This window comes from Ruegeria sp. CDSA089, assembly GCF_059612205.1.
On the sequence record NZ_JBXWQD010000008.1, the window covers coordinates 128,206 to 148,717 of the forward strand.

Sequence of the window (20,512 nt, forward strand, 5' to 3'; positions counted from 1 at the left end):
ACCTGCCCCGCCGCTTACGCACCCACACTTTGCGAAAGGACATGTCATGGACGGCACGTTCAACGAAAACGATCTTTCCCGCGTAGTCGAGGCCGACCGCGCCCATATCTGGCACCACCTGATCCAGCATAAACCGTTTGAAACCAACGACCCGCGCATCATTGTCGAGGGCAAGGGGATGCGCGTCTGGGACCAGAAAGGCAAGGAACATCTGGATGCCGTATCCGGCGGGGTCTGGACGGTGAATGTAGGCTATGGCCGCGAATCGATCTGCAAGGCGGTCTACGACCAGCTGATGAAGCTGTGCTATTTCGCCAACTCGGCCGGGTCGATTCCGGGCTCGATCTTTGCGGAAAAACTGATCAGCAAGATGCCGGGAATGAGCCGTGTCTACTATATGAACTCGGGTTCTGAGGCGAATGAGAAAGCCTTCAAAATGGTCCGTCAGATCGCCCACAAGAAATACGGCGGCAAGAAGACCAAGATCCTGTACCGCGACCGCGACTACCACGGCTCGACCCTGGCGGCGATGTCGGCGGGCGGTCAGGACGAGCGCAACGCGCAATACGGCCCCTTTGCCCCCGATTTCGTGCGCGTGCCCCATTGCATGGAATACCGCAAGCACGAGCTGGACGGCGCACCCGAAGAGAATTTCGGCGAATGGGCGGCTGATCAGATCGAAGAGGTCATCCTGCGCGAAGGCCCCGATACCGTTGGTGCCCTGTGCCTTGAGCCTGTGACCGCCGGTGGTGGCGTCATTGAGGCCCCCGAAGGCTATTGGCAGCGCGTGCAGGAGATTTGCGAAAAATACGACATCCTTCTGCATATCGACGAGGTTGTCTGTGGCATTGGTCGTACCGGCACATGGTTTGGCTATCAGCAATATGGCGTGAAGCCTGACTTTGTGACCATGGCCAAGGGTGTCGCCTCGGGCTATGCGGCGATTGCCTGCATGGTCACGACCGAGGAAATCTTTGATATGTTCAAGGACAACGCCGACGACCCGATGAACTATTTCCGCGATATCTCGACCTTTGGTGGCTGCACCGCAGGCCCGGCGGCAGCGATCGAAAACATGCGGATCATCGAGGATGAGAACCTGCTGCAGAACTGCACCGACATGGGCGCGCGTATGATGGGCAACCTGCAGGGGCTGATGGAAAAGCACAAGGTCATCGGCGACGTGCGCGGCAAGGGCCTGTTCCTTGGTGCTGAGCTGGTCTCGGACCGCGCAAGCCGCGAGCCGGTGAACGAAAAGATGGCGCAGGCCGTGGTCGCCGACTGTATGGCGCAGGGCGTGATCATCGGCGTGACGAACCGCTCGGTGCCGGGCAAGAACAACACGCTGTGTTTCTCGCCCGCGCTGATCGCGACGCCGGACGATATTGACCAGATCACCGACGCCGTCGACGGCGCGTTGGGGCGTGTGTTCGGGTAACACCCTACTGTTCGGAATACCTGAAAACCGGCGTATCTCGCGCCGGTTTTTATTCACCCGTCATTTCCGACCATAAACGATCTACATAAGCCTTTGCTTCTAGGACAGCTGCCTCTTCACGCCCCGGCACAATTTCGCTTATTGACAGGATCGTTCGGATATCATGCGTGACTAGAAAATGAACTTTGCAATTCACGGTTTTTGGGTGGTATCGGCAACGAGCGCGTAGGTCAGGAATGGGGCTGGACAGCTTTAAGAGCGGAACATCGAGATCTTCCTCATTTTGTTGTTTAGGGTCGCTTCGCATTTTTACCGCGATTTCGCGCTCGCCCCAACACCAGGCGCTATCAGCCAAATCTGTACGTCGCGAACACCATTCCTCGAACTGCTCGCAATTGGCCTTGACCCAACAATCATTACCGGGATTCCGAATGACCAACCAAGAAAAGTCCAGGTCCGTCGCCTCAAATCCTTGGAAAAACTCATAGGTATTCGGCTGGCGAAAGCTGGCATTGCAAGTGTTAGGGCTTTGGCCCTGCTCGACTTTGCACCGCGTTCCAATGGAAACGATGGGGGATACTGGTATCGTGACTACATTCGAACCAAATGCTCCAGACACGTTCGTTAGCTCCATCTCAGCCCGGAAACGCTCCTTCGTGCGTTCAACGCTCTCGTTCTGCTGATACAATATCAAGCCCACACCAATCGGAAGGGACGCAGCCACGGAGAGAATGACCACCTGAGTAACTCTACTTCCCTCAAAGTACCCAACCAAACTCGCAACCGCCATTCCAAGTCCAACGCTAGAAACGGGAACCAAAAGAAAATACGCCGTGGCCAACTGCGAAATTTGGGCACTGAGATCGTTGGGAACGCTACGCGTCATGCCAAAGGCTATTGCTCCCGCAACAACTGCTAAAAGTATTCCCAGAAAGAACAGCCCACCTTTAAGCAAGCGGCCTTTGCCAAGCGAATAAGAAACCGAAAAAGCGATGAAAAAAGCCAAGTAGCCTATGAAAAAAGTAACAACCATTCGAAACCAAATTTTGAGAACGATGGTAAGTTACAATCGATAGATGAAAATAAAAAGCCGCCCCAAATGGGACGGCCTTTCATTCACTGTCTCCGTAGCAGAGGATCAGGCAGTCAGAGCGGCCTGAGCTTTGGCGACAATCGCGCCGAACGCTTCCGGTTCGTGCACGGCCAGGTCGGCCAGAACTTTGCGGTCCACTTCGATACCGGCCAGGTTCAGGCCGTTGATGAAGCGGGAATATGTCAGTGCCTCGTCGTGCGAACGGACCGCAGCGTTGATACGCTGGATCCACAGCGCGCGGAAGTTGCGCTTGCGGTTCTTGCGGTCGCGTGTTGCATACTGGTTGGCCTTGTCGACGGCCTGACGGGCAACCTTGAAGGTGCTCTTGCGGCGGCCATAGTAACCTTTGGCGGCCTTGATGACCTTCTTGTGACGGGCGTGAGTTACGGTTCCACCTTTAACGCGGGACATGTTGGTATCTCCTCTTAGCGGTCGTAGGGCATGTAGCCCTTGACGATCTTGGCGTCGGGGGCGGACAGGGTGGTGTTGCCACGGGCGTCGCGGATGAACTTCTTGGTCCGCTTGATCATTCCGTGCCGTTTGCCGGCCTGGCCAGCAAGGACCTTACCGGTCGCAGTCACCTTAAAGCGCTTCTTGGCGCTCGACTTGGTCTTCATCTTAGGCATTTCCGTCTCCTATTCTCGGGTTCGGTTCCAGACGCGACTCGGCATGCCATCTCGGCCGGTCACGCGATCAGAAGCGCCGTTTACGCAAGTTCGATCATACTGGCAAGGGGGTTTGGACCAGAATCTGCTTATTTTGCGGCTGGTCAGGCACCGGGGCGACGCAGGCCGCCCCGGTGAAATGATTTAGTGGCCGAACTTGCGGATTTCGCCGCTTTTCAGCCGGGCCGCATAGCTCGCCAGCTCCTGACGTACAATCTTCATCAGGAAATACAGCGCGAAGACGTTCACAACCGCCATGGCAAAGATCGCCGCGTCCGAGAAGTCGATGACTGGTCCAAGATTGGCCGCCGCACCGATCACCACAAACACACAGAAGATGATCTTGAAGATCAGCTCTTTAGTGTGGCCTTCGCCGAACAGATAGGTCCAGGCCTTAAGGCCATAGTAGGACCAGCTGATCATGGTCGAGAAAGCAAACAGCACCACCGCAATGGCCAGAATGAACGGGAACCAGCTAAAGGCGCTGCCGAAAGCTGCCGAGGTCAGGCTGACGCCCGTATTGCCATCTACAGTTGCAATCGCGTTGCCCGCTTCGTTCAGCATGTAGTTGCCAGTTGCCGGATCGACGATCAACTGCTGAGTGATAATGATCACCAGCGCAGTCATGGTACAGATCACGACCGTATCAATGAACGGTTCGAGCAGTGAGACAAAGCCCTCTGTGATCGGTTCCTTGGTCCGCACCGCCGAGTGCGCAATCGCCGCAGAACCCACGCCTGCTTCGTTCGAGAACGCCGCACGCCGGAAGCCCTGGATCAGCGCGCCGACCATACCGCCAGCCACGCCGAGACCGGTGAAGGCACCTGCGAAGATCTGACCAAAAGCCCAACCGATCTGATCCGCGTGCATGATGATGATGACCAGCGCGGCCAGCACATACATGACACCCATAAAGGGTACGACCTTTTCGGTTACGCTGGCGATGGATTTCAGGCCGCCTACAATCACGGCAAAGACGATACCCGCAAAGACCAGACCTGTGATCCAACCCGGATAGTCTCCGACAATGCCCGCGATCTGCTGGTGCGCCTGATTGGCCTGGAACATATTGCCCCCACCCAGCGCGCCAAGAATACAGAAGATCGAGAACAGAACTGCCAGAATCTTACCGCCCGGCAAGCCCAGTTCACTGAACCCCTTGGACATGTAATACATCGGACCGCCCGAAACGGTACCGTCCTCGTATTCGTTGCGGTACTTCACACCCAGCGTACATTCGGTGAATTTCGAGGCCATTCCCAGCAGACCTGCGACGATCATCCAGAACGTAGCACCCGGCCCGCCGATACCGATGGCCACCGCCACGCCGGCGATGTTTCCAAGGCCGACTGTACCCGACAGCGCCGTTGCAAGCGCCTGAAAGTGGCTGACCTCGCCTGCATCATTGGGGTCGGAGTAGTCACCTTTGACAAGGCTGATCGCGTGGCTGAAGAAGCGCAATTGCACGAAGGCAAAATAAACTGTGAACACCGTGGCGGCGATCACCAACCAACCTACGATCCACGGGAAACCGGTTCCCGGAAACGGTGCGAAGATGAAGCTGACGAAGGGGCCGGTGAAATCGGCGAACGCCTGATTGATCTTTTCGTCGAGACCCGGAGCCTCTTGCGCCAGGGCAGGACCGGCGGCAAAGGCCCCAGCGGCGAAAGCGCCAAATTGTTTGAGCATTTTCATTCTTGTCTCTCCCCTCAGTTCACGACCGTGACCGGCACATCGGCATGCATGACCAGATTTTGGGTCGAGCTGCCAAACAGGCGTTTCTTGAACCCATCGGCTGAGGCGCGTCCTACGATGATCTGTGTGCCGCCGTTTTCGACGGTGATCTTGTTGAGCGTTTCTGCAACGTCGCCGTGACGCACGATACCATGTGCCTCGAACCCGGCGGCTTTGAGCGCATCGACCGCAGGCGCGATGATACGCGTCGTGGCCAGTTCAACCTCTTCCTCGCGGCGCTTGTGACGCAGGGCGTTTTCTTCCGGTGTCTGAAATGTAAACGGGGACCATTCGATGACATAAACCACCAGCAATTCACACGTCCCGATCCGCTCAGCCAAATCTTTGGCAAATGCGATCGCGCGTTCTCCGGTTTCTGTCCCGTCCAGTCCGATGACAATCTTGGTTGTCATGGTGTTCCTCCAATTTTGTTGATTATACCGAGGCCCGTGCCCCCGGCCGGGCAGTCGGGGTCTGGAACTTTTTAAATTGACCGCCCACGCGAACCAGTATCCGAGAAAAACACCAAAAAATAGAGGGGAAACTGAAAGTTTCCCCTCCTATTTTTCTATATATATGTTTTTTATATTCTTTTTTTGCCCAAAATTAAGGCAAATCACCTATCACCCGGGATCCGTGTTATAGATCAAACGCTCATCACACGGTGCAATCCGCAGAATATTAGTCGTGCCCGGAACGTTGAATGGCACCCCTGCGGTGACCACGATCTGGTCGGTTTCAGCTGCGAACCCACCCGACCGAGCGGCGCGGGCCGCGTTCACAACCGCGCCTTTGAACCGCTCCAATTCTGGTGTCATGACGCAGTGGCAGCCCCAGCTGAGGCACAAGCGGCGGGCAGTGCCCTTCGCGGGGGTCATGGCGATGATTGGCACTCCAGGACGCTCGCGCGCTGTCAACAAGGCCGTGGTCCCGCTTTGAGTAAAACAGCAGATCGCTTTGATATCCGTCTTTTCCGCAATCTCGCGGGCCGCCGCCACGATACCGTCTGCAATAGTCGTGCCTTTCGCGGTCCGCGATGACGCGATGATCTGGGTATAGGTCGGGTCGGCCTCAACCTCGATGGCGACCTTGTTCATGGTCTGGACCGCTTCGACCGGGTAAGAGCCCGCCGCCGATTCCGCACTGAGCATGATGGCGTCAGTGCCCTCATATATCGCCGTCGCCACGTCCGAGACCTCGGCCCGCGTGGGCATTGGGCTTTCGATCATGCTTTCCAGCATCTGCGTGGCCACGATCACCGGTTTGGCCGCGCCCCGGCACTTGCGCACCAAACGTTTCTGGATCGGCGGCACGGCAGAAACCGGCAGTTCGACCCCCAGATCGCCGCGCGCGACCATGATCCCGTCAGACGCATCGAGGATGTCGTCAAACGCCTCAACCGCCGCTGGCTTTTCGATCTTCGACAGGATCGAAGCGCGCCCATCCGCCAGCCCGCGGGCTTCGAACACATCCTTGGCACGCTGCACAAAGCTCAGCGCCAACCAGTCGACACCCAATTGGCAGACAAATTCCAGATCGTCACGGTCCTTCGCCGAAAGGGCCGCCAGCGGCAGCACCACATCGGGCACGTTCACCCCTTTACGGTTCGAGATCGTGCCCCCGACCTCAACCGTGCAATTGGCGAAATCCTGACCGCAATCCTGTACGATCAGGCGGATTTTACCGTCATTGACCAGCAGACGCGCGCCCGGTTCCAGCGCCGCGAAAATCTCGGGGTGCGGCAGGCAAACGCGGTTGATATCCCCGGCCTCTGGGTCAAGGTCCAGCCGGAAGGCCGCGCCTTCTTCTAATTCTTCAGAGTCGTTGGCGAAGACGCCGACACGCAGTTTCGGTCCTTGCAAATCGGCCAGAATGGCGATCGGGCTGTCCAGATCCTTTTCGACCTGACGGATTATCCTGTGCCGCTCGCGGATTTCATCATGGCTACCGTGGCTCATGTTTAGGCGGAACACATCCGCCCCGGCCTCGTGCAGAGCTCGGATCATGTCATAGTCATTCGACGCCGGACCCAGCGTCGCCACGATTTTCACATTTCTCAGGCGTCGCATTGGTGGTGCTCTCCTCACGTTTTCTTTAGGTGTCGCGCAAATGTTACCGCAAACATCACTTCAAGCTGCTTATTACGCAATTCCATTTTCAAAGCAACTGCCCTACACCTGCGACAAACAAGATGACAGGCTTATGACGTATTCTCCGTTTTTTATCCACGGCGCAGATCGCCCGTCGCGCTGGCTAATCACATGTGACCATGCCACCAACACCGTCCCGCCCGACATCAACGGCGGCGACCTTGGCCTGCCGCGCGAAGATATGGAGCGTCACATCGCCTATGACGTGGGTGCCTATGAGGTTTCGAAACATCTTGGGGAAATCCTGAACGCGCCCGTGGTGGCTGCCAATTTCTCGCGCCTGGTGATCGACCCGAACCGGGGCGAGGATGACCCGACCCTGCTGATGAAGCTCTATGACGGGTCGATCATCCCAGGCAATCGTTACGCCGACGCGGCCGAGCGGGAGCGGCGGCTAAACATGTGTTACCGCCCGTATCACAACTCTTTGGCTGAACTGGCCGCCTTGCCTCATGCGGTGATCATCTCAATGCACTCCTTCACCCGTCAGTTGCGAGGGCGCGAGCCGCGTCCGTGGCATGTTGGCGTGCTGCACACCCCGGACGAGCGTTTTTCGCGCCCGCTGGTCGACCGGCTTGAGGCCGAAGGGGACCTGTGCGTCGGCGTCAACGAGCCCTATACCGGTGTTCTGCCCGGCGATGCGATTGATAAACATTGCACCGCCTTTGGCCGCCCCAATGCCCTGATCGAGCTGCGCAATGATCTGATCGCCGATCACGCGGGACAAAGGGCTTGGGCGGAACGTTTGGCCGTTGTGTTACAGGACGCGCTGGATACTAGCGACCTTTGATCACACGTCATTGTGAGGATACCACCTGATCCCCATATATTCGTCGAAAGGGGATCGCCATGACCCAGGAATTCGCAACCTCTGTTTTTGGTTGGATGGCCGCGCTGAACATCGCGGTGCTGTTGTTTACAGCATTAACGGTCCTGTTGCTGCAGGAGCAGATTGCGGGCATTCACAGCAAGTTATTCCAGATGGAGCGGTCGGAAGTGAAACGAGCGTATTTCCGGTATCTGGCCAACTACAAGGTCCTTACATTGATCTTTTGCATCGTGCCTTGGCTGGCCTTGAAACTGGCCTGACATCCTGTTTGTTGAAACATCGCCTCCGGGCCGCTAGGTCAAGGACAACGATACTGTCATCCGGAGTCAGCACATGGACAAGCAAACCGAAATCGAACTTCAGGCCGCAGCCTTCCGCCGGTTGCAAAAGCACCTGATGGAAGACCGCACCGACGTGCAGAACATCGACATGATGAATCTGGCCGGGTTCTGCCGCAACTGCCTGTCGCGCTGGTATCAGGAAGCGGCTAATGAAAAGGGCATCGAGATGGGCAAGGACGAAGCCCGTCAAATTTTCTACGGCATGACCATGGATGACTGGAAAGCCAATTATCAGACCGAAGCCAGCCCCGAAAAACAGGCCGCCTTCGAGGTCGCCTTTGACGAAAACGTCACCAAAAAAGGTTGAACGCTGAAATCAAAAAGGCCCGCCGGTTTGGCGGGCCTTTTCCTTAGATCGCCACCTTGCGACTTTCATCCAGATAAATCTCGCGTAGGCGCTTGGCAATCGGCCCCGGCGTACCATCGCCCAGCGCGACGCCGTCAATCTCGACCACTGGCATGACAAAGGCGCTGGCCGAGGTGGTGAAGGCCTCATCCGCCTCTTTCGCCTCATCAATCGTGAACAGGCGTTCTTCGACTTCCATCTGCGCCTCAGCGGCCATACGCAACACAGCCTTGCGGGTGATGCCGTGCAGGATGTCGTTGGACAACGGGCGGGTCACGATCTTGCCGTTCTTGACGAAATAGGCGTTGTTGCTGGTGCCTTCGGTGACATAGCCATCCTCGATCATCCACGCATCATCGCATCCGGCGGCCTTGGCCATCATCTTGCCCATCGACGGGTACAGCAACTGCACTGTCTTGATATCACGGCGGCCCCAGCGGATATCGTCGATCGAGATGATCTTGGCCCCCTTCTGCGCCGCCGGGCTGTCGGCCAGGCCAGGCTTATTCTGCGTAAACAAAACCAGCGTCGGCTTGGTGTCAGCCGCAGGGAATACAAAATCCCGGTCGCCGTCGCTGCCACGCGAGACCTGCAGGTAGATCAGACCTTCTTCGATCCCGTTCAGCTCGACCAGTTTGCGGTGAATAGCCAGGAGTTCATCCTTCCTGCAGGGCTCGGCCATCTGCAGCTCGTCCAGCGAGCGTTTCAGACGCACAGCATGGCCTTCAAAGTCGATCAGCTTGCCGTCCAGTACGCTGGTCACTTCATAAACGGCGTCGGCCATCAGGAAGCCACGGTCAAAGATCGAGACCTTGGCCTCGGTCTCGGGCAGGTACTCTCCGTTCACGTAAACGGTGCGGGTCATGTCACTCTCCTCAGCCCCAGAGGTCCACGCTAGGCGGATGCACTCCGGCGTCATCAAAAATCAGCGGGTTGGTGCGGTCTTCGGCCAGAAGAAGCGGGCCGTCAAGGTCCGTTACAATCGCACCCTGCGCCAACAAGGTCGCAGGGGCCATCGCAAGCGAGCTGCCGACCATGCAACCAACCATGACCTTATAGCCCTCGGCCAGCGCCTGTTCGCGCAGCGCCAGAGCCTCGGTCAGACCGCCGGTTTTGTCGAGCTTGATGTTGACCACATCATATTTGCCCTTGAGGCCGGGCAAGCTGCTGCGATCATGACAGGACTCGTCGGCACATACAGGGACAGGACGTTCCATCCCGATCAGCGCGTCATCTTCACCAGCGGGCAAGGGTTGCTCGACCAGCGCAACACCCAAACGCACCAGATGTGGGGCAAGATCGGCGTAGACGGCGGCGGACCAGCCCTCATTTGCGTCGACGATGATCTGCGCACCAGGCGCGCCCGCGCGAACGGCCTCAAGCCGGGGCATGTCATCCGGCGTGCCCAGCTTGATCTTGAGCAAAGGGCGATGCGCATTGACCGCAGCTTGCGCCTGCATCGCCTCGAGCGTGTCCAGCGACAGGGTATAGGCGGTGATCTCGGGGCCGGGCACCGGCAAACCGGCCAAGTCCCACGCTCGTTTGCCTGCGCGCTTGCACTCCATATCCCACAGCGCGCAGTCCACCGCATTTCGCGCCGCCCCCGCTGGCAGCAGGTCTATCAAGGATTGGCGGGTGAAGTCCGCCGGCAGGCCTGCGATCTCGGCTTCGACCGACTCCAGCGTTTCATCATACCGCGCATAGGGCACGCATTCGCCCCAGCCCTGATGCACCCCGTCCGAGATCCGAACGGTCAGCACCTTCGCCTCGGTCCGCGAGCCGCGCGAGATGGTGAACACCTGCGCCAACCGAAACACATCCCGCGAAACGTCTATCCGCATCACACACCTTTCCCCAACAGAGCGACCAAGATTTTTCGACGAAAAATCTTTGCCTGACCGTGTTACAGCGCCGACAGCGCGTCAACCAGCTTACCCGCGCCAAAGCGATACGGGTCGGTTGCGGGCAAGCCTAACTCGGCCTCAACCTCGGCGATATAGGCACGCGCGTCGTCTTCGCTTAGGTTCTGGGTGTTAATCGACACACCGACAACCTGACAGGCCGGATTGGCGATCCGAGCCAGCGGCAGCGCCGCGTCACGCAGATCCGGCAGCGACGGCAGGGAATACTCGGGCAAGCCACGCATATGCGTCCGCGTAGGCTCGTGGCACAGGATCAGCGCATCGGGCTGACCGCCGTGGATCAGCGCCATAGTCACACCGGAATAGGACACATGATACAGTGACCCTTGCCCTTCGATGTGATCCCAGTGATCGGCGTCATTCTCGGGCGTCAGGTATTCGACCGCACCGGCCATGAAATCGGCCACGACCGCGTCCAGCGGAACCCCCTGACCAGTGATCAGAATCCCCGTCTGCCCCGTGGCGCGGAAAGTGGATTTCATGCCCCGCTTGCGCATCTCGGCATCCATCGACATGGCTGTATACATCTTACCCGCCGAACAATCGGTCCCGACGGCCAGACACCGCTTGCCGCTGCGCTTTTTACCATTGGCAATCGGATAGCCAACAGTCGGCACACGTACGTCGTGCAACGTGCAGCCATGGGTTTGCGCCGCGGCCACCAGATCGCCCTCATCGCGCAACAGGTTGTGCAGGCCCGAGGCCAGATCAAACCCCATCTCGAGCGCTTCGATTAGCACTTTCTTCCACGCTGCACTGATCACACCGCCCCGGTTGGCAACGCCAATGACTAGCGTTTTCGCGCCGGCGGCTTTGGCCTCGGCCAGAGTCAGGTCGGTCATACCCAGATCGGCCTTGCAACCCTCCATCCGGTACTGGCCCACGGCGTTCTCGGGACGCCAGTCCCGGATGCCGATGGCGACTTTTGCGGCCAACTGGTCGGGCGCATCGCCCAAAAACAACAGATACGGTGTCTCGATCATTGCGGTGCACTCCTTTGATTCCGACGCAGGCTAGTGGAGCCGAAAGGCGAGAGTTTCGCGAATCCTTCTGTCAACGTCAGTTGGGTTGGGAGAATTTTGCGCAGTTTGTCGAAAATGCGCAAAGACTTTTCAAGTTTCCAAAGTGATTAAACTTTAACCGCCCACGACGCAGCGTATTTTGGAGAATGCTGCGAATGCATTGCCGCGCCTGCACAAAGACGCTTGCGCAGCGTTGCGCAATTTAATACCAGATAAGCCAACAAAATCGCAATTTCCTTTCCCGCACGAGGTCCAGATGAGCTTTCGCCTTCAACCCGCCGCCCCTGCCCGCCCGAACCGTTGTCAGCTGTTTGGTCCCGGTTCGAACACCAAGCTGTTCCCGAAAATGGCCGCCTCGGCCGCCGACGTGATCAACTTGGACCTTGAGGATTCCGTTGCACCCACTGACAAGGATGTGGCCCGAGCCAATGTGATCGAGGCGCTGAACACAATCGACTGGGGCGGCAAATACATGTCCGTCCGCATCAACAGCCTCGACACGCCCTACTGGTATCGCGACGTGGTTGATCTGCTGGAACAGGTCGGCGACCGTCTGGACCAAATCATGATACCCAAGGTGGGTTGTGCGGAGGACGTCTATGCCGTTGACGCGCTGGTCACGGCGATCGAGCGCGCCAAGGGCCGCACCAAGCCCATCAGCTTTGAGGTCATCATCGAATCCGCCGCTGGTATCGCCCATGTCGAAGCCATCGCGGCCTCATCCCCGCGCCTGCAGGCCATGAGCCTTGGGGCAGCAGACTTCGCGGCCTCGATGGGGATGCAAACCACCGGTATCGGCGGCACGCAGGAAAACTATTACATGCTGCGCGAGGGCGAAATGCACTGGTCCGATCCGTGGCATTGGGCACAGGCGGCCATCGTCGCCGCCTGCCGCACCCATGGCGTGCTGCCCGTTGACGGCCCGTTCGGCGATTTCTCGGATGATGAGGGCTATATCGCGCAGGCCAAACGTTCTGCCACGCTGGGTATGGTGGGCAAATGGGCGATCCACCCCAAGCAGATCTCGCTGGCCAATCAGGTCTTCACCCCTTCGGACGAGGCGGTTACAGAGGCGCGCGAGATCCTGGCGGCAATGGAACAGGCCAAGGCCAATGGCGAAGGCGCAACCGTTTACAAAGGACGTCTGGTCGATATCGCCTCGATCAAGCAGGCCGAGGTGATCGTGGCACAGGCTGAGCTGATCGCTGCAAATGGCTGACGAAAAAGGCGCCCCGCGGGGCGCCTTTCTTACCTTCCGAACACGTTGTTTGGCGTCCAGGTGAACCGCTCGCCCTGCTTGCCCCATTTCATCATCAGGCAAGAGGTTCCGTATTTCTGGAAATACTTGATGTTGAGCGGATACCAACCGGCCTTGGGCACCTCAACCTCTGTGCGTTGATTGGCTTCACAGCCCTGTCGACCATTCACATAGCCGATCTGCTGACCGCCGACCCAAGCGTCAATGCCGTCATTGGACCATGTTTCCAATTCATAGATACCAGGCGAATCGAACTTGATATAACCGGTGACTTCAGCCGCCACATTGAACGCCTGATTGTAAGTCAGAACCGGGTCCCCTTCATTCGTGTCGCGATAGTCGAGCCCAATTAAAGGCGGGCCAGGCTCGGCCTTTTTCAACAAAAACTCAACTTTTGACAGGTTTTGGATTTTGCGCGGCGGGTTCCCCTCCCACGCATATTTCACATTCAAACCCGCTTTTGGGCTTGGCTGAGGATTGGCAGGTTGCAATTTCAGCGGCGCGGACACAGCCATCCCGGCGATCATCGCCAGGGTCACGGCCAGCGCTCCGGTCTGAGCGAATTTCATGGTCTTCTCCCTGAGTGTGGTCCCATTGGGGTTAATCCCCATTTTGGTCAGGACATTGGATAAACACTAGGATGTGAGAATTAACCTCGCAAGACAGTTAAAATTCACATTTGCGCTGTTAGGCACGCAAATCCTTGGGCGAATCCATCACCACATAGGACGTGATCGAGGTCACATGCGGCAATGTACCCAGCACTTCGGTGTGGAACGTTTTGTACGAGGCAAGGTCCGCGCACTCCACCCGCAACAGGTATTCAATCGTTCCGGTAATGTTGTGACATTCCACCACTTCAGGGGCACGCTGCAAAGCGCGTTCGAACCCTTCTTGTGCAGCTTTGGTATGCTCGCCCAGACCAACTCCGATATAGGCGACGAACCCAACACCCAATGCCGCTGGGTTCAGAACCGCCCGATAGCCTTGGATGACACCCACGCGCTCCAACTCCTGCACCCGTCTCAGACAGGCCGAGGGAGACAGGCCAACCCGGTCGGCAAGCTCCAGATTGCTGATGCGCCCGTCGCGTGACAACTCGCGCAATAAATGTTGGTTTATTTGGTCAATCTTCGCCATTCATTGCGAAACTTAGAAAAACTTGCGCGATTTCGCAATTTCATTTGCTGTGGATCGGACAATTATCCTGCAATGACCTATGATCTGCTTTTCGCATTGACGATGTTTGCCTTCGTCTCGTCCATCACGCCAGGGCCGAATAACCTGATGCTGATGGCCTCGGGTGCGAATTTCGGGTTTCGCCGCACCGTCCCGCATATGCTGGGCATCGGGATCGGGTTCACCGTTATGGTTCTATTGGTGGGGGCCGGTCTGGCGCAGGTCTTTATGCGGGTCCCCCTGCTGTATAGCGCACTGAAAATTCTGTCCGTCGCCTATCTGCTTTGGCTTGCATGGAAAATCGCCCACGCCGCGCCGGCGACCAGGGGCGAAATCGCAGGAACGCCCATGACATTTGGGCAAGCCGCCGCTTTCCAGTGGGTCAACCCCAAAGCGTGGACAATGGCCTTGACGGCGACGACGGTCTACACGCCCAACCACACGATGGGCGCGATCATCACTGTTGCTTTGGTGTTTGGTGCGGTGAACCTGCCCTCGGTCAGCACATGGACGGTGCTGGGACAGCAGATGGCCCGGCTGCTGACAAACGCACGAAGGCTGGTGGTGTTCAACTGGACAATGGCCGCGCTTTTGGTCCTGTCGCTCTACCCGATCCTGTGGCCGGGCTAGACAGCCTTTTGGTGCGGAAAACTGCTGTTGAGTTGCATCCCTCGCGACGTCAGGTCATATAGCAATGAATTTCCGCGTTGAGAGGCGTCATGACCCAGTATCTGGATTTCGAAAAACCCCTGGCCGAGATTGAAGGCAAGGCCGAGGAATTGCGCGCGTTGGCCCGCGCCAACGAAGAGATGGACGTGGCCGAAGAAGCCGCTGCGCTGGACGCCAAGGCCGTCAAACTGCTGGATGAATTGTACAGCGATCTAACCCCCTGGCGGAAATGCCAGGTGGCGCGTCACCCCGAACGCCCCCATTGTCAGGACTATGTCAAAGAATTGTTTACGGAATTCACCCCTTTGGCGGGCGATCGGAACTTTGCCGACGACCTGGCCGTGATCGGCGGGCTGGCCCGCTTCAACGACCAGCCTGTCATGGTGATCGGTCACGAAAAGGGGTCCGACACCAAATCGCGGATCGAACGGAATTTCGGTATGGCGCGCCCCGAGGGTTATCGCAAAGCTGTGCGACTGATGGAGATGGCGGGGCGTTTTGGCCTGCCGGTGATCACCCTGATCGACACCGCTGGCGCCTACCCCGGCAAAGGGGCCGAAGAACGCGGCCAGTCCGAGGCTATCGCGCGGTCGACCGAGATGTGCTTGAAGATCGGCGTACCGCTGGTCTCGGTCATCATCGGCGAAGGTGGATCGGGCGGTGCGGTTGCCTTTGCGACGGCCAACAAGGTGGCGATGCTGGAACACTCGGTCTATTCGGTGATCTCGCCCGAGGGCTGCGCCTCGATCCTTTGGAAGGACGCTGAAAAGATGCGCGAAGCGGCTGAAGCACTGCGCCTGACGGCGCAGGATCTGTATAAGCTGGGCGTATGCGACCGGATCATCTCGGAACCCAAGGGCGGTGCCCACCGCGATCGTCCGGCCACCGTAGAATCGGTGCGCGCAGCCATCACGGACATGCTGAAAGAGCTGGACGGCAAGGATGCCGCCGCGCTGATTCAGCACCGCCGCCAGAAATTCCTGGATATCGGCGCGAAAGGGCTAGCCGCGTAGGCCTAGGGTCAGGACCCACTAATCTTGCGCCACTGGTTTGACTGATTTTGGTTCTGACAAGGCACATTCTTGCTGGAATAGTGGTTCTATTTCTAAAGGATGTAACGCAGTTCAGAGGCAAAATCAGTCAAATCCTTCGGACGCATGAACCGCTGCAAAGCAGCGGCTTTGATCGCTTGGAACTGACACCGCCAGTCCCGGCGCGCCCAAAAACCATTGCTTTTTTGCCGTTCGCGCGCCAGTGGTGCAAGATTAGTGGGTCCTGACCCTAGCCCCCCAACCGACGCAGCAACGCGACCGAGGGCGTGCCCGTCACCGAAAGGCCGTTGGCGCGTTGATAGGCGCTGATGGCGGTTTTGGTGTTATTTCCAACCACTCCATCCGCGCCCTGCGTGTCATAGCCCGCCGCGGTCAGGCGACGCTGCAACTCTTTCCGATCCTCCAAAGTCAGACCTGTCTTGTCCGGGCCGAATGAGGCCTGAAAGGGTGCGCCACCGGCAATCCGGTCGGACAGATGCCCGACACCGATCGCGTAGCTATCCGAGTTATTATAGCGCTTGATCACCTGAAAATTGCGGAACACAGCAATGCGCGGCCCCGGCACCTGCGGTTGCAGCACCGCGACTGGCGTGCCGGATACAGTCCCAACCTCTCCCCCCCAAGGCTGGCCACGCACCCAACCCGAACGGGCAAGGTAGGCTGCGGTCGAAGCCAATGAGTCTGCCGGGTCATCAGACCAGATATCACGCCGTCCATCGCCGGTATGATCCACCGCGAAGGCCAGATACGAGGTCGGGATAAACTGCGTGTGCCCCATCGCCCCGGCCCAACTGCCGGTCATGTTGGCAGGTGTCGTGTCGCCCTCTTGTATGATCTGAAGCGCCGCGATCAGCTGCTTTTCAAAGAAGGCACCCCGCCGTCCGTCATAGGCCAGCGTTGACGTCGCCGAGATCACGGGTATATCGCCTCGCCGCGCGCCATAGCGGCTCTCCAGCCCCCAAACAGCGACCACAACCTCTTTGTCGACACCATATTGCGATTCAATCTGCGACAGGGTTCCAGCGTAACGCACCATCATTTGCTTGCCGGTCTCGATCCGTTCGTCCGAGGCGGCGATGGCCAGATAATCCTCAAGCGAGCGCTTGAATTCGACCTGATTGCGATCACGCTCGATCACGCCCGGCAAATAGCCCGCCCCCTGAAAGGCCCGATCGAGTGTGCTTTGCGAGATGCCCTGCGCCGCAGCGCGGTTTTTGAAGCTTGCGACCCAAGCGTCCCAACCTGCATTCGGAACAGCGCGCATCCGCGATGCGGGGGCGGTTGTCTGCGCCCCTTCCGTGCAAGCTGTCAAAAAGGACGCCCCGAGGCCGATGGAAAATACCCGACGATTGATCATGGCTGAAATCTGCTCTTGTTTTGATTGGAACCAGACTACAGCAGCGGCCGGACCCAAGCCAGCAAAGTGTCATCCATTCGCCCAGCAACAGGCCCTTCGGCGGCAAGCCGCCTAGCTGACCAGCATCCGCAGCCCCTGGGTCACGTCCGACCGCACAGCTAGACGCAATCCCGGCTCGTCCCCTGCTTTCAGCGCGGCGATAATCAGCTTGTGGTAATGCGGCGGCTCGGTCCGGCGCAAACGCCCATAAAGCGCGCGCATAGTCGGCCCCAACTGCAACCAGACCGTCTCGGCAATCGCCAGCATCGCCGGCGCTTGCGCCCGCAGATAAAGCGTGCGGTGAAACTCCAGATTGGTGCGAATATAGCCCACCGCGTCCCTTTTCGTGACCATTTCGGCCACGGTCATGTTGATGCTCTGCAACCGGTCGATCAGGGCAATATGGGCACGCGGCAAGGCGCGGCTAGCCAATTCGACCTCTAGCAGTGCGCGCAGGGCGGCAAGTTCTTCGATCCGGTCATTGGTCAACTCAGGCGTCGAAACGCGCCCGGACGAGGACAGGAACAGCGCCCCTTCGGCTGCCAACCGCCGCACCGCCTCGCGGGCGGGCGTCATGGATACACCAAACTCTTTGCCGATCCCACGCAAGGTCAGCGCGTGGCCCGGTGCAATCTCGCCATGCATGATCCGCGCCCGCAGCGCCCGATAGATCCGGTCATGTGTCGCGGTTTGCGAGTCGGAGGAACGAGGGCTCTGCATGTGCCCATGTGATCACATCCAGCCCCGCCGTCAACTCGGCGGGCTATCAAATCTATAGTGATGAAGCTGCGCCCCGTTGTCGCGCAGCCAGCGCCTTTGATCCCGGTAATCGCCGAAAATCCTTTCCACCTGCGCCCAGAACGCTGGAGAATGGTTCATCTCGACCAAATGTGCCACCTCGTGCGCCGCGACATAATGCAGGATCTCGGACGGGGCGAGGATCAGACGCCAGGAAAACATCAACCCGCCCGCCGAACTGCATGAGCCCCACCGCGACCGCGTGTCCCGGATGGTCAGGCTAGAATAGTCCCGCCCCAGCATTGCCGCATAATCATCACAGGCCTCAGTCAGCCGGTCGCGTGCCAATTCCTTGAGGAACCGAGCTAGCCTGCGCCCTTCCGACCCTTTGGGCACCGCGATCTCACCGCCCACCAAGGCAACGCGACGCCCCTGTGCCTCAACGATTCGCCGGTCAACCCCTTCCACCGGTATGCTCTGGCCGATCTGAACCTGTTCGGGGTCAGGTCGGTCTTGCAGGTGCTGCCTGATCCAATCCTCCTTGGCGCGCGCAAAACTCAGCGCTTCGGCCTCGGGCACCCCTTGCGGGTAGGTCAGCGTAACCCGCCCGTCCAGTTGGGAAATCCGCAGGCTGATCCGCCGCGCACGCGCCGATTTTCGCAACGTCAACGGGACCCGAGGCGTTCCCGGTAAGGCGTGATCCCCCATGGGTCGGTTTCTCCTGCTCAAAGGCTTTGACAGTGCCCGCTGCATGTGGCACGTGACCTGAATCGTTATTACGACTCACCTGATATCAAGGGGATTTCACATGCCCAAGGAAGAATGGGGCGTAAAGCGCGTTTGCCCGACAACCGGCAAGCGGTTTTACGACCTGAACAAGGACCCGATCGTCAGCCCCTATACCGGCGAGATCGTGGAACTGGACACCGGCAAAAGCCGGATGATTGCTGCTGACGCGGAAGATGCGGCATCGGCCAAAGCGCGCGAGAAAGCGTCGGACGAAGACCTGGTTCTGGACGATGACGACAATGTCGATGTCGATCTGGACGATGACCTGCTGGATGATGATGACGACAGCAATGATGATGTTTCGCTGGACGACATCACCGACATGTCGTCGGAAGACGAAAACTGATCCCGTTCAGAGGCGACCCTGTGTCGCCTCGAACTTTCTTGGATATTGGGGCGAAAGTTTTTTCCAGAATTCCTTTTTTGGACTTGCACTCATCGCCGCCGTCTCATAAACGTCCGCCCACTGCTTAAGCAGTACCTTGATGGGGCCTTAGCTCAGTTGGGAGAGCGCTTGCATGGCATGCAAGAGGTCAGGGGTTCGACTCCCCTAGGCTCCACCAAAACCTAACAATACAATTAGATAGCAAGCATTAGAGCGGTGTGACACACAGGTGTGACACAAAATGAAGCTGCATGCATATCTCTCATTGTCCAGACATGGCATCTACTACTTCCGTTGGCCCATACCCGACACAAGACCAAATCCCCACACTGAACCCAACACTACACGCAGAACCCTTAGGGTGTCGTTGCGTACGAGATGCCCTAAAGAGGCTGGTACTCTTGCACGGCGTCTTGCAGTGTGCGGCGACACAATAACAAGGCACATAGAACATTCGGGCATGAACTACCGCGAACTACGTACAAAGGTGCAAGGGCATTTCAAGAAAATACTAGAAAGGGCAAAGGCGCGCAGGGATGAACTCGGTCCATACACTGCGGACGAAAAGGAACGCCTTCTTGATACCCTCATATACTATGAGATGGATAATGAAGACTACTGGGAACTCATGGGCAAGAAGTACGCCACACAGCAGTACCAAAGTTTTTGCAAGTCAACAGGCGTAGCCCAAACCCAGCCGGTCGAGACCAAATGGGCAATACTTGATGAAATTCGAAAAGCAGAAGCCGGTTTTTATAAGGCTCTGCTGGAGCACAACAAGACGTTCGAGTACTACGATTTCAGCACGAAGCCCAGAGCGGCTGTGAGCGCCCCAGAAAGCGCCCAACCAAGTTCCAGCGCCAACCCTGCTAAAGTTTCAAAGATGCCCCCAGAGGCACTTTCTAGCCCGCTACTGTCCGTCCTGTTCGTCGAGAGGAAAGCTGAGGCGGAACAGACAGGTCAATGGTCGGCCAAACTGCTGAATGACTATCAGGGTTGGACAAACCTCTTCATAGAATTGCAAGGCGACCGTCCGGTTCTAGACTATAGAAAAACGGACGCACGAGACTTTAAGAACGTCCTGATTGAGCTTCCAAGCAACAGGAATAAACTGCCGCAAACGATCGGCTTAACGCCTAGAGAAGCCGTGCAAGCCGCAAAAGACCACGGCCTACCGACGCTGTCCGTAAGTACAGTCAACAAGGCCTTGGGAAGGCTGCAGGGTATATGGAAATGGGCTGACAAACAGTTGGACGAAGAGGTTGCAGACATCTTTGGGCCGATGAAGATTGCCGACAACAACAACGCCAGAAACCAACACGACCCGTTCACCAAAGAGCAATTGCAGACCATCTTCAACAGCCCCCTATACACAGGGTGCAAATCAAAGCGGTTCCGTACAGTGCCGGGAGATACAGACCTGAGCGATACTGTCCGTCATCAGAGGTTTTGGGCCAGTTGGCGGTCTGACCTAAGAGAGGATCTGGCTCATCCGGTTCGCGTGAT

Annotated in this window: 23 protein-coding genes and 1 tRNA gene; 10 read left to right on the forward strand and 14 right to left on the reverse strand. The window is 57.9% G+C overall.

Annotation, left to right across the window (positions count from 1 at the left end; all coding sequences use genetic code 11):
- Nucleotides 1–46 precede the first annotated feature (46 nt).
- Entirely contained in the window at nt 47–1,438 is a 1,392-nt protein-coding gene (locus tag AC2FJ6_RS17920) for an aminotransferase family protein (protein WP_170775170.1), read from the forward strand.
- Nucleotides 1,439–1,487: 49 nt separating this feature from the next.
- On the opposite strand, the gene AC2FJ6_RS17925 is transcribed toward AC2FJ6_RS17920, so the two are convergent.
- The 6 genes from AC2FJ6_RS17925 to pyk form a co-directional block, all read right to left on the reverse strand.
- Entirely contained in the window at nt 1,488–2,471 is a 984-nt protein-coding gene (locus tag AC2FJ6_RS17925) for a PTS sugar transporter subunit IIC (RefSeq protein ID WP_170775172.1), read from the reverse strand.
- 105 nt (nt 2,472–2,576) lie between these two features.
- Nucleotides 2,577–2,942 (reverse strand): 50S ribosomal protein L20, encoded by a 366-nt coding sequence (rplT, locus tag AC2FJ6_RS17930; RefSeq protein ID WP_152457001.1) that lies wholly within the window; start codon nt 2,940–2,942, stop codon nt 2,577–2,579.
- Between the two features lie 14 nt (nt 2,943–2,956).
- Nucleotides 2,957–3,157 carry a 50S ribosomal protein L35 gene (gene rpmI, locus AC2FJ6_RS17935; RefSeq protein ID WP_010443552.1) on the reverse strand — a complete coding sequence of 67 codons (201 nt, stop codon included), beginning with the start codon at nt 3,155–3,157 and terminating at the stop codon, nt 2,957–2,959.
- Between the two features lie 183 nt (nt 3,158–3,340).
- Nucleotides 3,341–4,891, reverse strand: coding sequence for an alanine/glycine:cation symporter family protein (locus AC2FJ6_RS17940; RefSeq protein ID WP_170775174.1), 1,551 nt, complete (start codon nt 4,889–4,891; stop codon nt 3,341–3,343).
- A 14-nt stretch (nt 4,892–4,905) separates the two neighbouring features.
- Nucleotides 4,906–5,343, reverse strand: a complete 438-nt coding sequence (locus AC2FJ6_RS17945) for a universal stress protein (RefSeq protein ID WP_170775177.1) — start codon at nt 5,341–5,343, stop codon at nt 4,906–4,908.
- Between the two features lie 210 nt (nt 5,344–5,553).
- Nucleotides 5,554–6,999: a pyruvate kinase gene (pyk, locus tag AC2FJ6_RS17950; RefSeq protein WP_170787126.1), complete on the reverse strand. Its 1,446-nt coding sequence runs from the start codon at nt 6,997–6,999 to the stop codon at nt 5,554–5,556.
- 133 nt (nt 7,000–7,132) lie between these two features.
- Between pyk and AC2FJ6_RS17955 the strand changes: the two genes are divergently transcribed.
- The 3 genes from AC2FJ6_RS17955 to AC2FJ6_RS17965 all read left to right on the forward strand — a co-directional run bounded on the left by AC2FJ6_RS17955 (nt 7,133) and on the right by AC2FJ6_RS17965 (nt 8,557).
- Nucleotides 7,133–7,870 (forward strand): N-formylglutamate amidohydrolase, encoded by a 738-nt coding sequence (locus AC2FJ6_RS17955; RefSeq protein WP_170775181.1) that lies wholly within the window; start codon nt 7,133–7,135, stop codon nt 7,868–7,870.
- A gap of 59 nt (nt 7,871–7,929) precedes the next feature.
- Nucleotides 7,930–8,169, forward strand: coding sequence for a DUF6868 family protein (locus AC2FJ6_RS17960; protein WP_170775183.1), 240 nt, complete (start codon nt 7,930–7,932; stop codon nt 8,167–8,169).
- A 73-nt stretch (nt 8,170–8,242) separates the two neighbouring features.
- Nucleotides 8,243–8,557: a DUF1244 domain-containing protein gene (locus tag AC2FJ6_RS17965; protein ID WP_170775185.1), complete on the forward strand. Its 315-nt coding sequence runs from the start codon at nt 8,243–8,245 to the stop codon at nt 8,555–8,557.
- A 43-nt stretch (nt 8,558–8,600) separates the two neighbouring features.
- On the opposite strand, the gene AC2FJ6_RS17970 is transcribed toward AC2FJ6_RS17965, so the two are convergent.
- The 3 genes from AC2FJ6_RS17970 to dgcN form a co-directional block, all read right to left on the reverse strand.
- A complete protein-coding gene (locus AC2FJ6_RS17970; protein WP_170775187.1) occupies nt 8,601–9,461 on the reverse strand; it encodes a D-amino-acid transaminase in 861 nt (286 codons plus the stop codon).
- A gap of 10 nt (nt 9,462–9,471) precedes the next feature.
- Entirely contained in the window at nt 9,472–10,437 is a 966-nt protein-coding gene (dgcA, locus tag AC2FJ6_RS17975) for an N-acetyl-D-Glu racemase DgcA (protein ID WP_496669652.1), read from the reverse strand.
- A gap of 62 nt (nt 10,438–10,499) precedes the next feature.
- Nucleotides 10,500–11,501: an N-acetyltransferase DgcN gene (gene dgcN / locus AC2FJ6_RS17980; protein ID WP_170775191.1), complete on the reverse strand. Its 1,002-nt coding sequence runs from the start codon at nt 11,499–11,501 to the stop codon at nt 10,500–10,502.
- Nucleotides 11,502–11,796: 295 nt separating this feature from the next.
- Between dgcN and AC2FJ6_RS17985 the strand changes: the two genes are divergently transcribed.
- Nucleotides 11,797–12,759: an L-malyl-CoA/beta-methylmalyl-CoA lyase gene (locus AC2FJ6_RS17985; protein ID WP_170775193.1), complete on the forward strand. Its 963-nt coding sequence runs from the start codon at nt 11,797–11,799 to the stop codon at nt 12,757–12,759.
- A gap of 29 nt (nt 12,760–12,788) precedes the next feature.
- Here AC2FJ6_RS17985 and AC2FJ6_RS17990 read toward each other — a convergent pair whose 3' ends face one another.
- A complete protein-coding gene (locus tag AC2FJ6_RS17990) occupies nt 12,789–13,367 on the reverse strand; it encodes a PA14 domain-containing protein (RefSeq protein WP_170775195.1) in 579 nt (192 codons plus the stop codon).
- A gap of 118 nt (nt 13,368–13,485) precedes the next feature.
- Nucleotides 13,486–13,938, reverse strand: a complete 453-nt coding sequence (locus tag AC2FJ6_RS17995; RefSeq protein ID WP_170775197.1) for an Lrp/AsnC family transcriptional regulator — start codon at nt 13,936–13,938, stop codon at nt 13,486–13,488.
- 72 nt (nt 13,939–14,010) lie between these two features.
- Between AC2FJ6_RS17995 and AC2FJ6_RS18000 the strand changes: the two genes are divergently transcribed.
- Nucleotides 14,011–14,607 (forward strand): LysE family translocator, encoded by a 597-nt coding sequence (locus AC2FJ6_RS18000; RefSeq protein WP_170775199.1) that lies wholly within the window; start codon nt 14,011–14,013, stop codon nt 14,605–14,607.
- An 89-nt stretch (nt 14,608–14,696) separates the two neighbouring features.
- Entirely contained in the window at nt 14,697–15,659 is a 963-nt protein-coding gene (locus AC2FJ6_RS18005) for an acetyl-CoA carboxylase carboxyltransferase subunit alpha (protein ID WP_170775201.1), read from the forward strand.
- A 268-nt stretch (nt 15,660–15,927) separates the two neighbouring features.
- Here the strand turns inward: AC2FJ6_RS18005 and AC2FJ6_RS18010 are convergent, their stop codons facing one another.
- The 3 genes from AC2FJ6_RS18010 to AC2FJ6_RS18020 all read right to left on the reverse strand — a co-directional run bounded on the left by AC2FJ6_RS18010 (nt 15,928) and on the right by AC2FJ6_RS18020 (nt 18,540).
- A complete protein-coding gene (locus AC2FJ6_RS18010) occupies nt 15,928–17,055 on the reverse strand; it encodes a lytic murein transglycosylase (protein WP_170775203.1) in 1,128 nt (375 codons plus the stop codon).
- Between the two features lie 111 nt (nt 17,056–17,166).
- A complete protein-coding gene (locus AC2FJ6_RS18015; protein ID WP_170775205.1) occupies nt 17,167–17,814 on the reverse strand; it encodes a GntR family transcriptional regulator in 648 nt (215 codons plus the stop codon).
- 30 nt (nt 17,815–17,844) lie between these two features.
- Nucleotides 17,845–18,540: a M48 family metallopeptidase gene (locus tag AC2FJ6_RS18020; protein WP_170775207.1), complete on the reverse strand. Its 696-nt coding sequence runs from the start codon at nt 18,538–18,540 to the stop codon at nt 17,845–17,847.
- Nucleotides 18,541–18,640: 100 nt separating this feature from the next.
- Here AC2FJ6_RS18020 and AC2FJ6_RS18025 point away from each other — a divergent pair, with 100 nt between their 5' ends.
- From AC2FJ6_RS18025 to AC2FJ6_RS18035, 3 genes are all read left to right on the forward strand, one after another.
- Entirely contained in the window at nt 18,641–18,967 is a 327-nt protein-coding gene (locus AC2FJ6_RS18025) for a TIGR02300 family protein (protein ID WP_170775209.1), read from the forward strand.
- Between the two features lie 141 nt (nt 18,968–19,108).
- A tRNA-Ala gene (locus tag AC2FJ6_RS18030) sits at nt 19,109–19,184 on the forward strand.
- A gap of 282 nt (nt 19,185–19,466) precedes the next feature.
- On the forward strand, nt 19,467–20,512 hold a 1,046-nt coding region (locus tag AC2FJ6_RS18035), incomplete at its 3' end, for a hypothetical protein (protein ID WP_496669654.1).

What these genes read in the sequence shown, in the direction of transcription:
- AC2FJ6_RS18015 (WP_170775205.1), bottom strand. Translation starts at nt 17,814, where the DNA reads ATGCAGAGCCCTCGTTCCTCCGACTCGCAAACCGCGACACATGACCGG.
- dgcN (WP_170775191.1), bottom strand. Translation starts at nt 11,501, where the DNA reads ATGATCGAGACACCGTATCTGTTGTTTTTGGGCGATGCGCCCGACCAG.
- AC2FJ6_RS17920 (WP_170775170.1), top strand. Translation starts at nt 47, where the DNA reads ATGGACGGCACGTTCAACGAAAACGATCTTTCCCGCGTAGTCGAGGCC.
- AC2FJ6_RS18010 (WP_170775203.1), bottom strand. Translation starts at nt 17,055, where the DNA reads ATGATCAATCGTCGGGTATTTTCCATCGGCCTCGGGGCGTCCTTTTTG.
- AC2FJ6_RS18025 (WP_170775209.1), top strand. Translation starts at nt 18,641, where the DNA reads ATGCCCAAGGAAGAATGGGGCGTAAAGCGCGTTTGCCCGACAACCGGC.
- rplT (WP_152457001.1), bottom strand. Translation starts at nt 2,942, where the DNA reads ATGTCCCGCGTTAAAGGTGGAACCGTAACTCACGCCCGTCACAAGAAG.
- pyk (WP_170787126.1), bottom strand. Translation starts at nt 6,999, where the DNA reads ATGCGACGCCTGAGAAATGTGAAAATCGTGGCGACGCTGGGTCCGGCG.
- AC2FJ6_RS17955 (WP_170775181.1), top strand. Translation starts at nt 7,133, where the DNA reads ATGACGTATTCTCCGTTTTTTATCCACGGCGCAGATCGCCCGTCGCGC.
- AC2FJ6_RS18005 (WP_170775201.1), top strand. Translation starts at nt 14,697, where the DNA reads ATGACCCAGTATCTGGATTTCGAAAAACCCCTGGCCGAGATTGAAGGC.
- AC2FJ6_RS18000 (WP_170775199.1), top strand. Translation starts at nt 14,011, where the DNA reads ATGACCTATGATCTGCTTTTCGCATTGACGATGTTTGCCTTCGTCTCG.
- AC2FJ6_RS17945 (WP_170775177.1), bottom strand. Translation starts at nt 5,343, where the DNA reads ATGACAACCAAGATTGTCATCGGACTGGACGGGACAGAAACCGGAGAA.
- AC2FJ6_RS17940 (WP_170775174.1), bottom strand. Translation starts at nt 4,891, where the DNA reads ATGAAAATGCTCAAACAATTTGGCGCTTTCGCCGCTGGGGCCTTTGCC.
- AC2FJ6_RS17965 (WP_170775185.1), top strand. Translation starts at nt 8,243, where the DNA reads ATGGACAAGCAAACCGAAATCGAACTTCAGGCCGCAGCCTTCCGCCGG.
- rpmI (WP_010443552.1), bottom strand. Translation starts at nt 3,157, where the DNA reads ATGCCTAAGATGAAGACCAAGTCGAGCGCCAAGAAGCGCTTTAAGGTG.
- AC2FJ6_RS17925 (WP_170775172.1), bottom strand. Translation starts at nt 2,471, where the DNA reads ATGGTTGTTACTTTTTTCATAGGCTACTTGGCTTTTTTCATCGCTTTT.
- AC2FJ6_RS17960 (WP_170775183.1), top strand. Translation starts at nt 7,930, where the DNA reads ATGACCCAGGAATTCGCAACCTCTGTTTTTGGTTGGATGGCCGCGCTG.
- AC2FJ6_RS17995 (WP_170775197.1), bottom strand. Translation starts at nt 13,938, where the DNA reads ATGGCGAAGATTGACCAAATAAACCAACATTTATTGCGCGAGTTGTCA.
- dgcA (WP_496669652.1), bottom strand. Translation starts at nt 10,437, where the DNA reads ATGCGGATAGACGTTTCGCGGGATGTGTTTCGGTTGGCGCAGGTGTTC.
- AC2FJ6_RS17970 (WP_170775187.1), bottom strand. Translation starts at nt 9,461, where the DNA reads ATGACCCGCACCGTTTACGTGAACGGAGAGTACCTGCCCGAGACCGAG.
- AC2FJ6_RS17985 (WP_170775193.1), top strand. Translation starts at nt 11,797, where the DNA reads ATGAGCTTTCGCCTTCAACCCGCCGCCCCTGCCCGCCCGAACCGTTGT.
- AC2FJ6_RS17990 (WP_170775195.1), bottom strand. Translation starts at nt 13,367, where the DNA reads ATGAAATTCGCTCAGACCGGAGCGCTGGCCGTGACCCTGGCGATGATC.
- AC2FJ6_RS18020 (WP_170775207.1), bottom strand. Translation starts at nt 18,540, where the DNA reads ATGGGGGATCACGCCTTACCGGGAACGCCTCGGGTCCCGTTGACGTTG.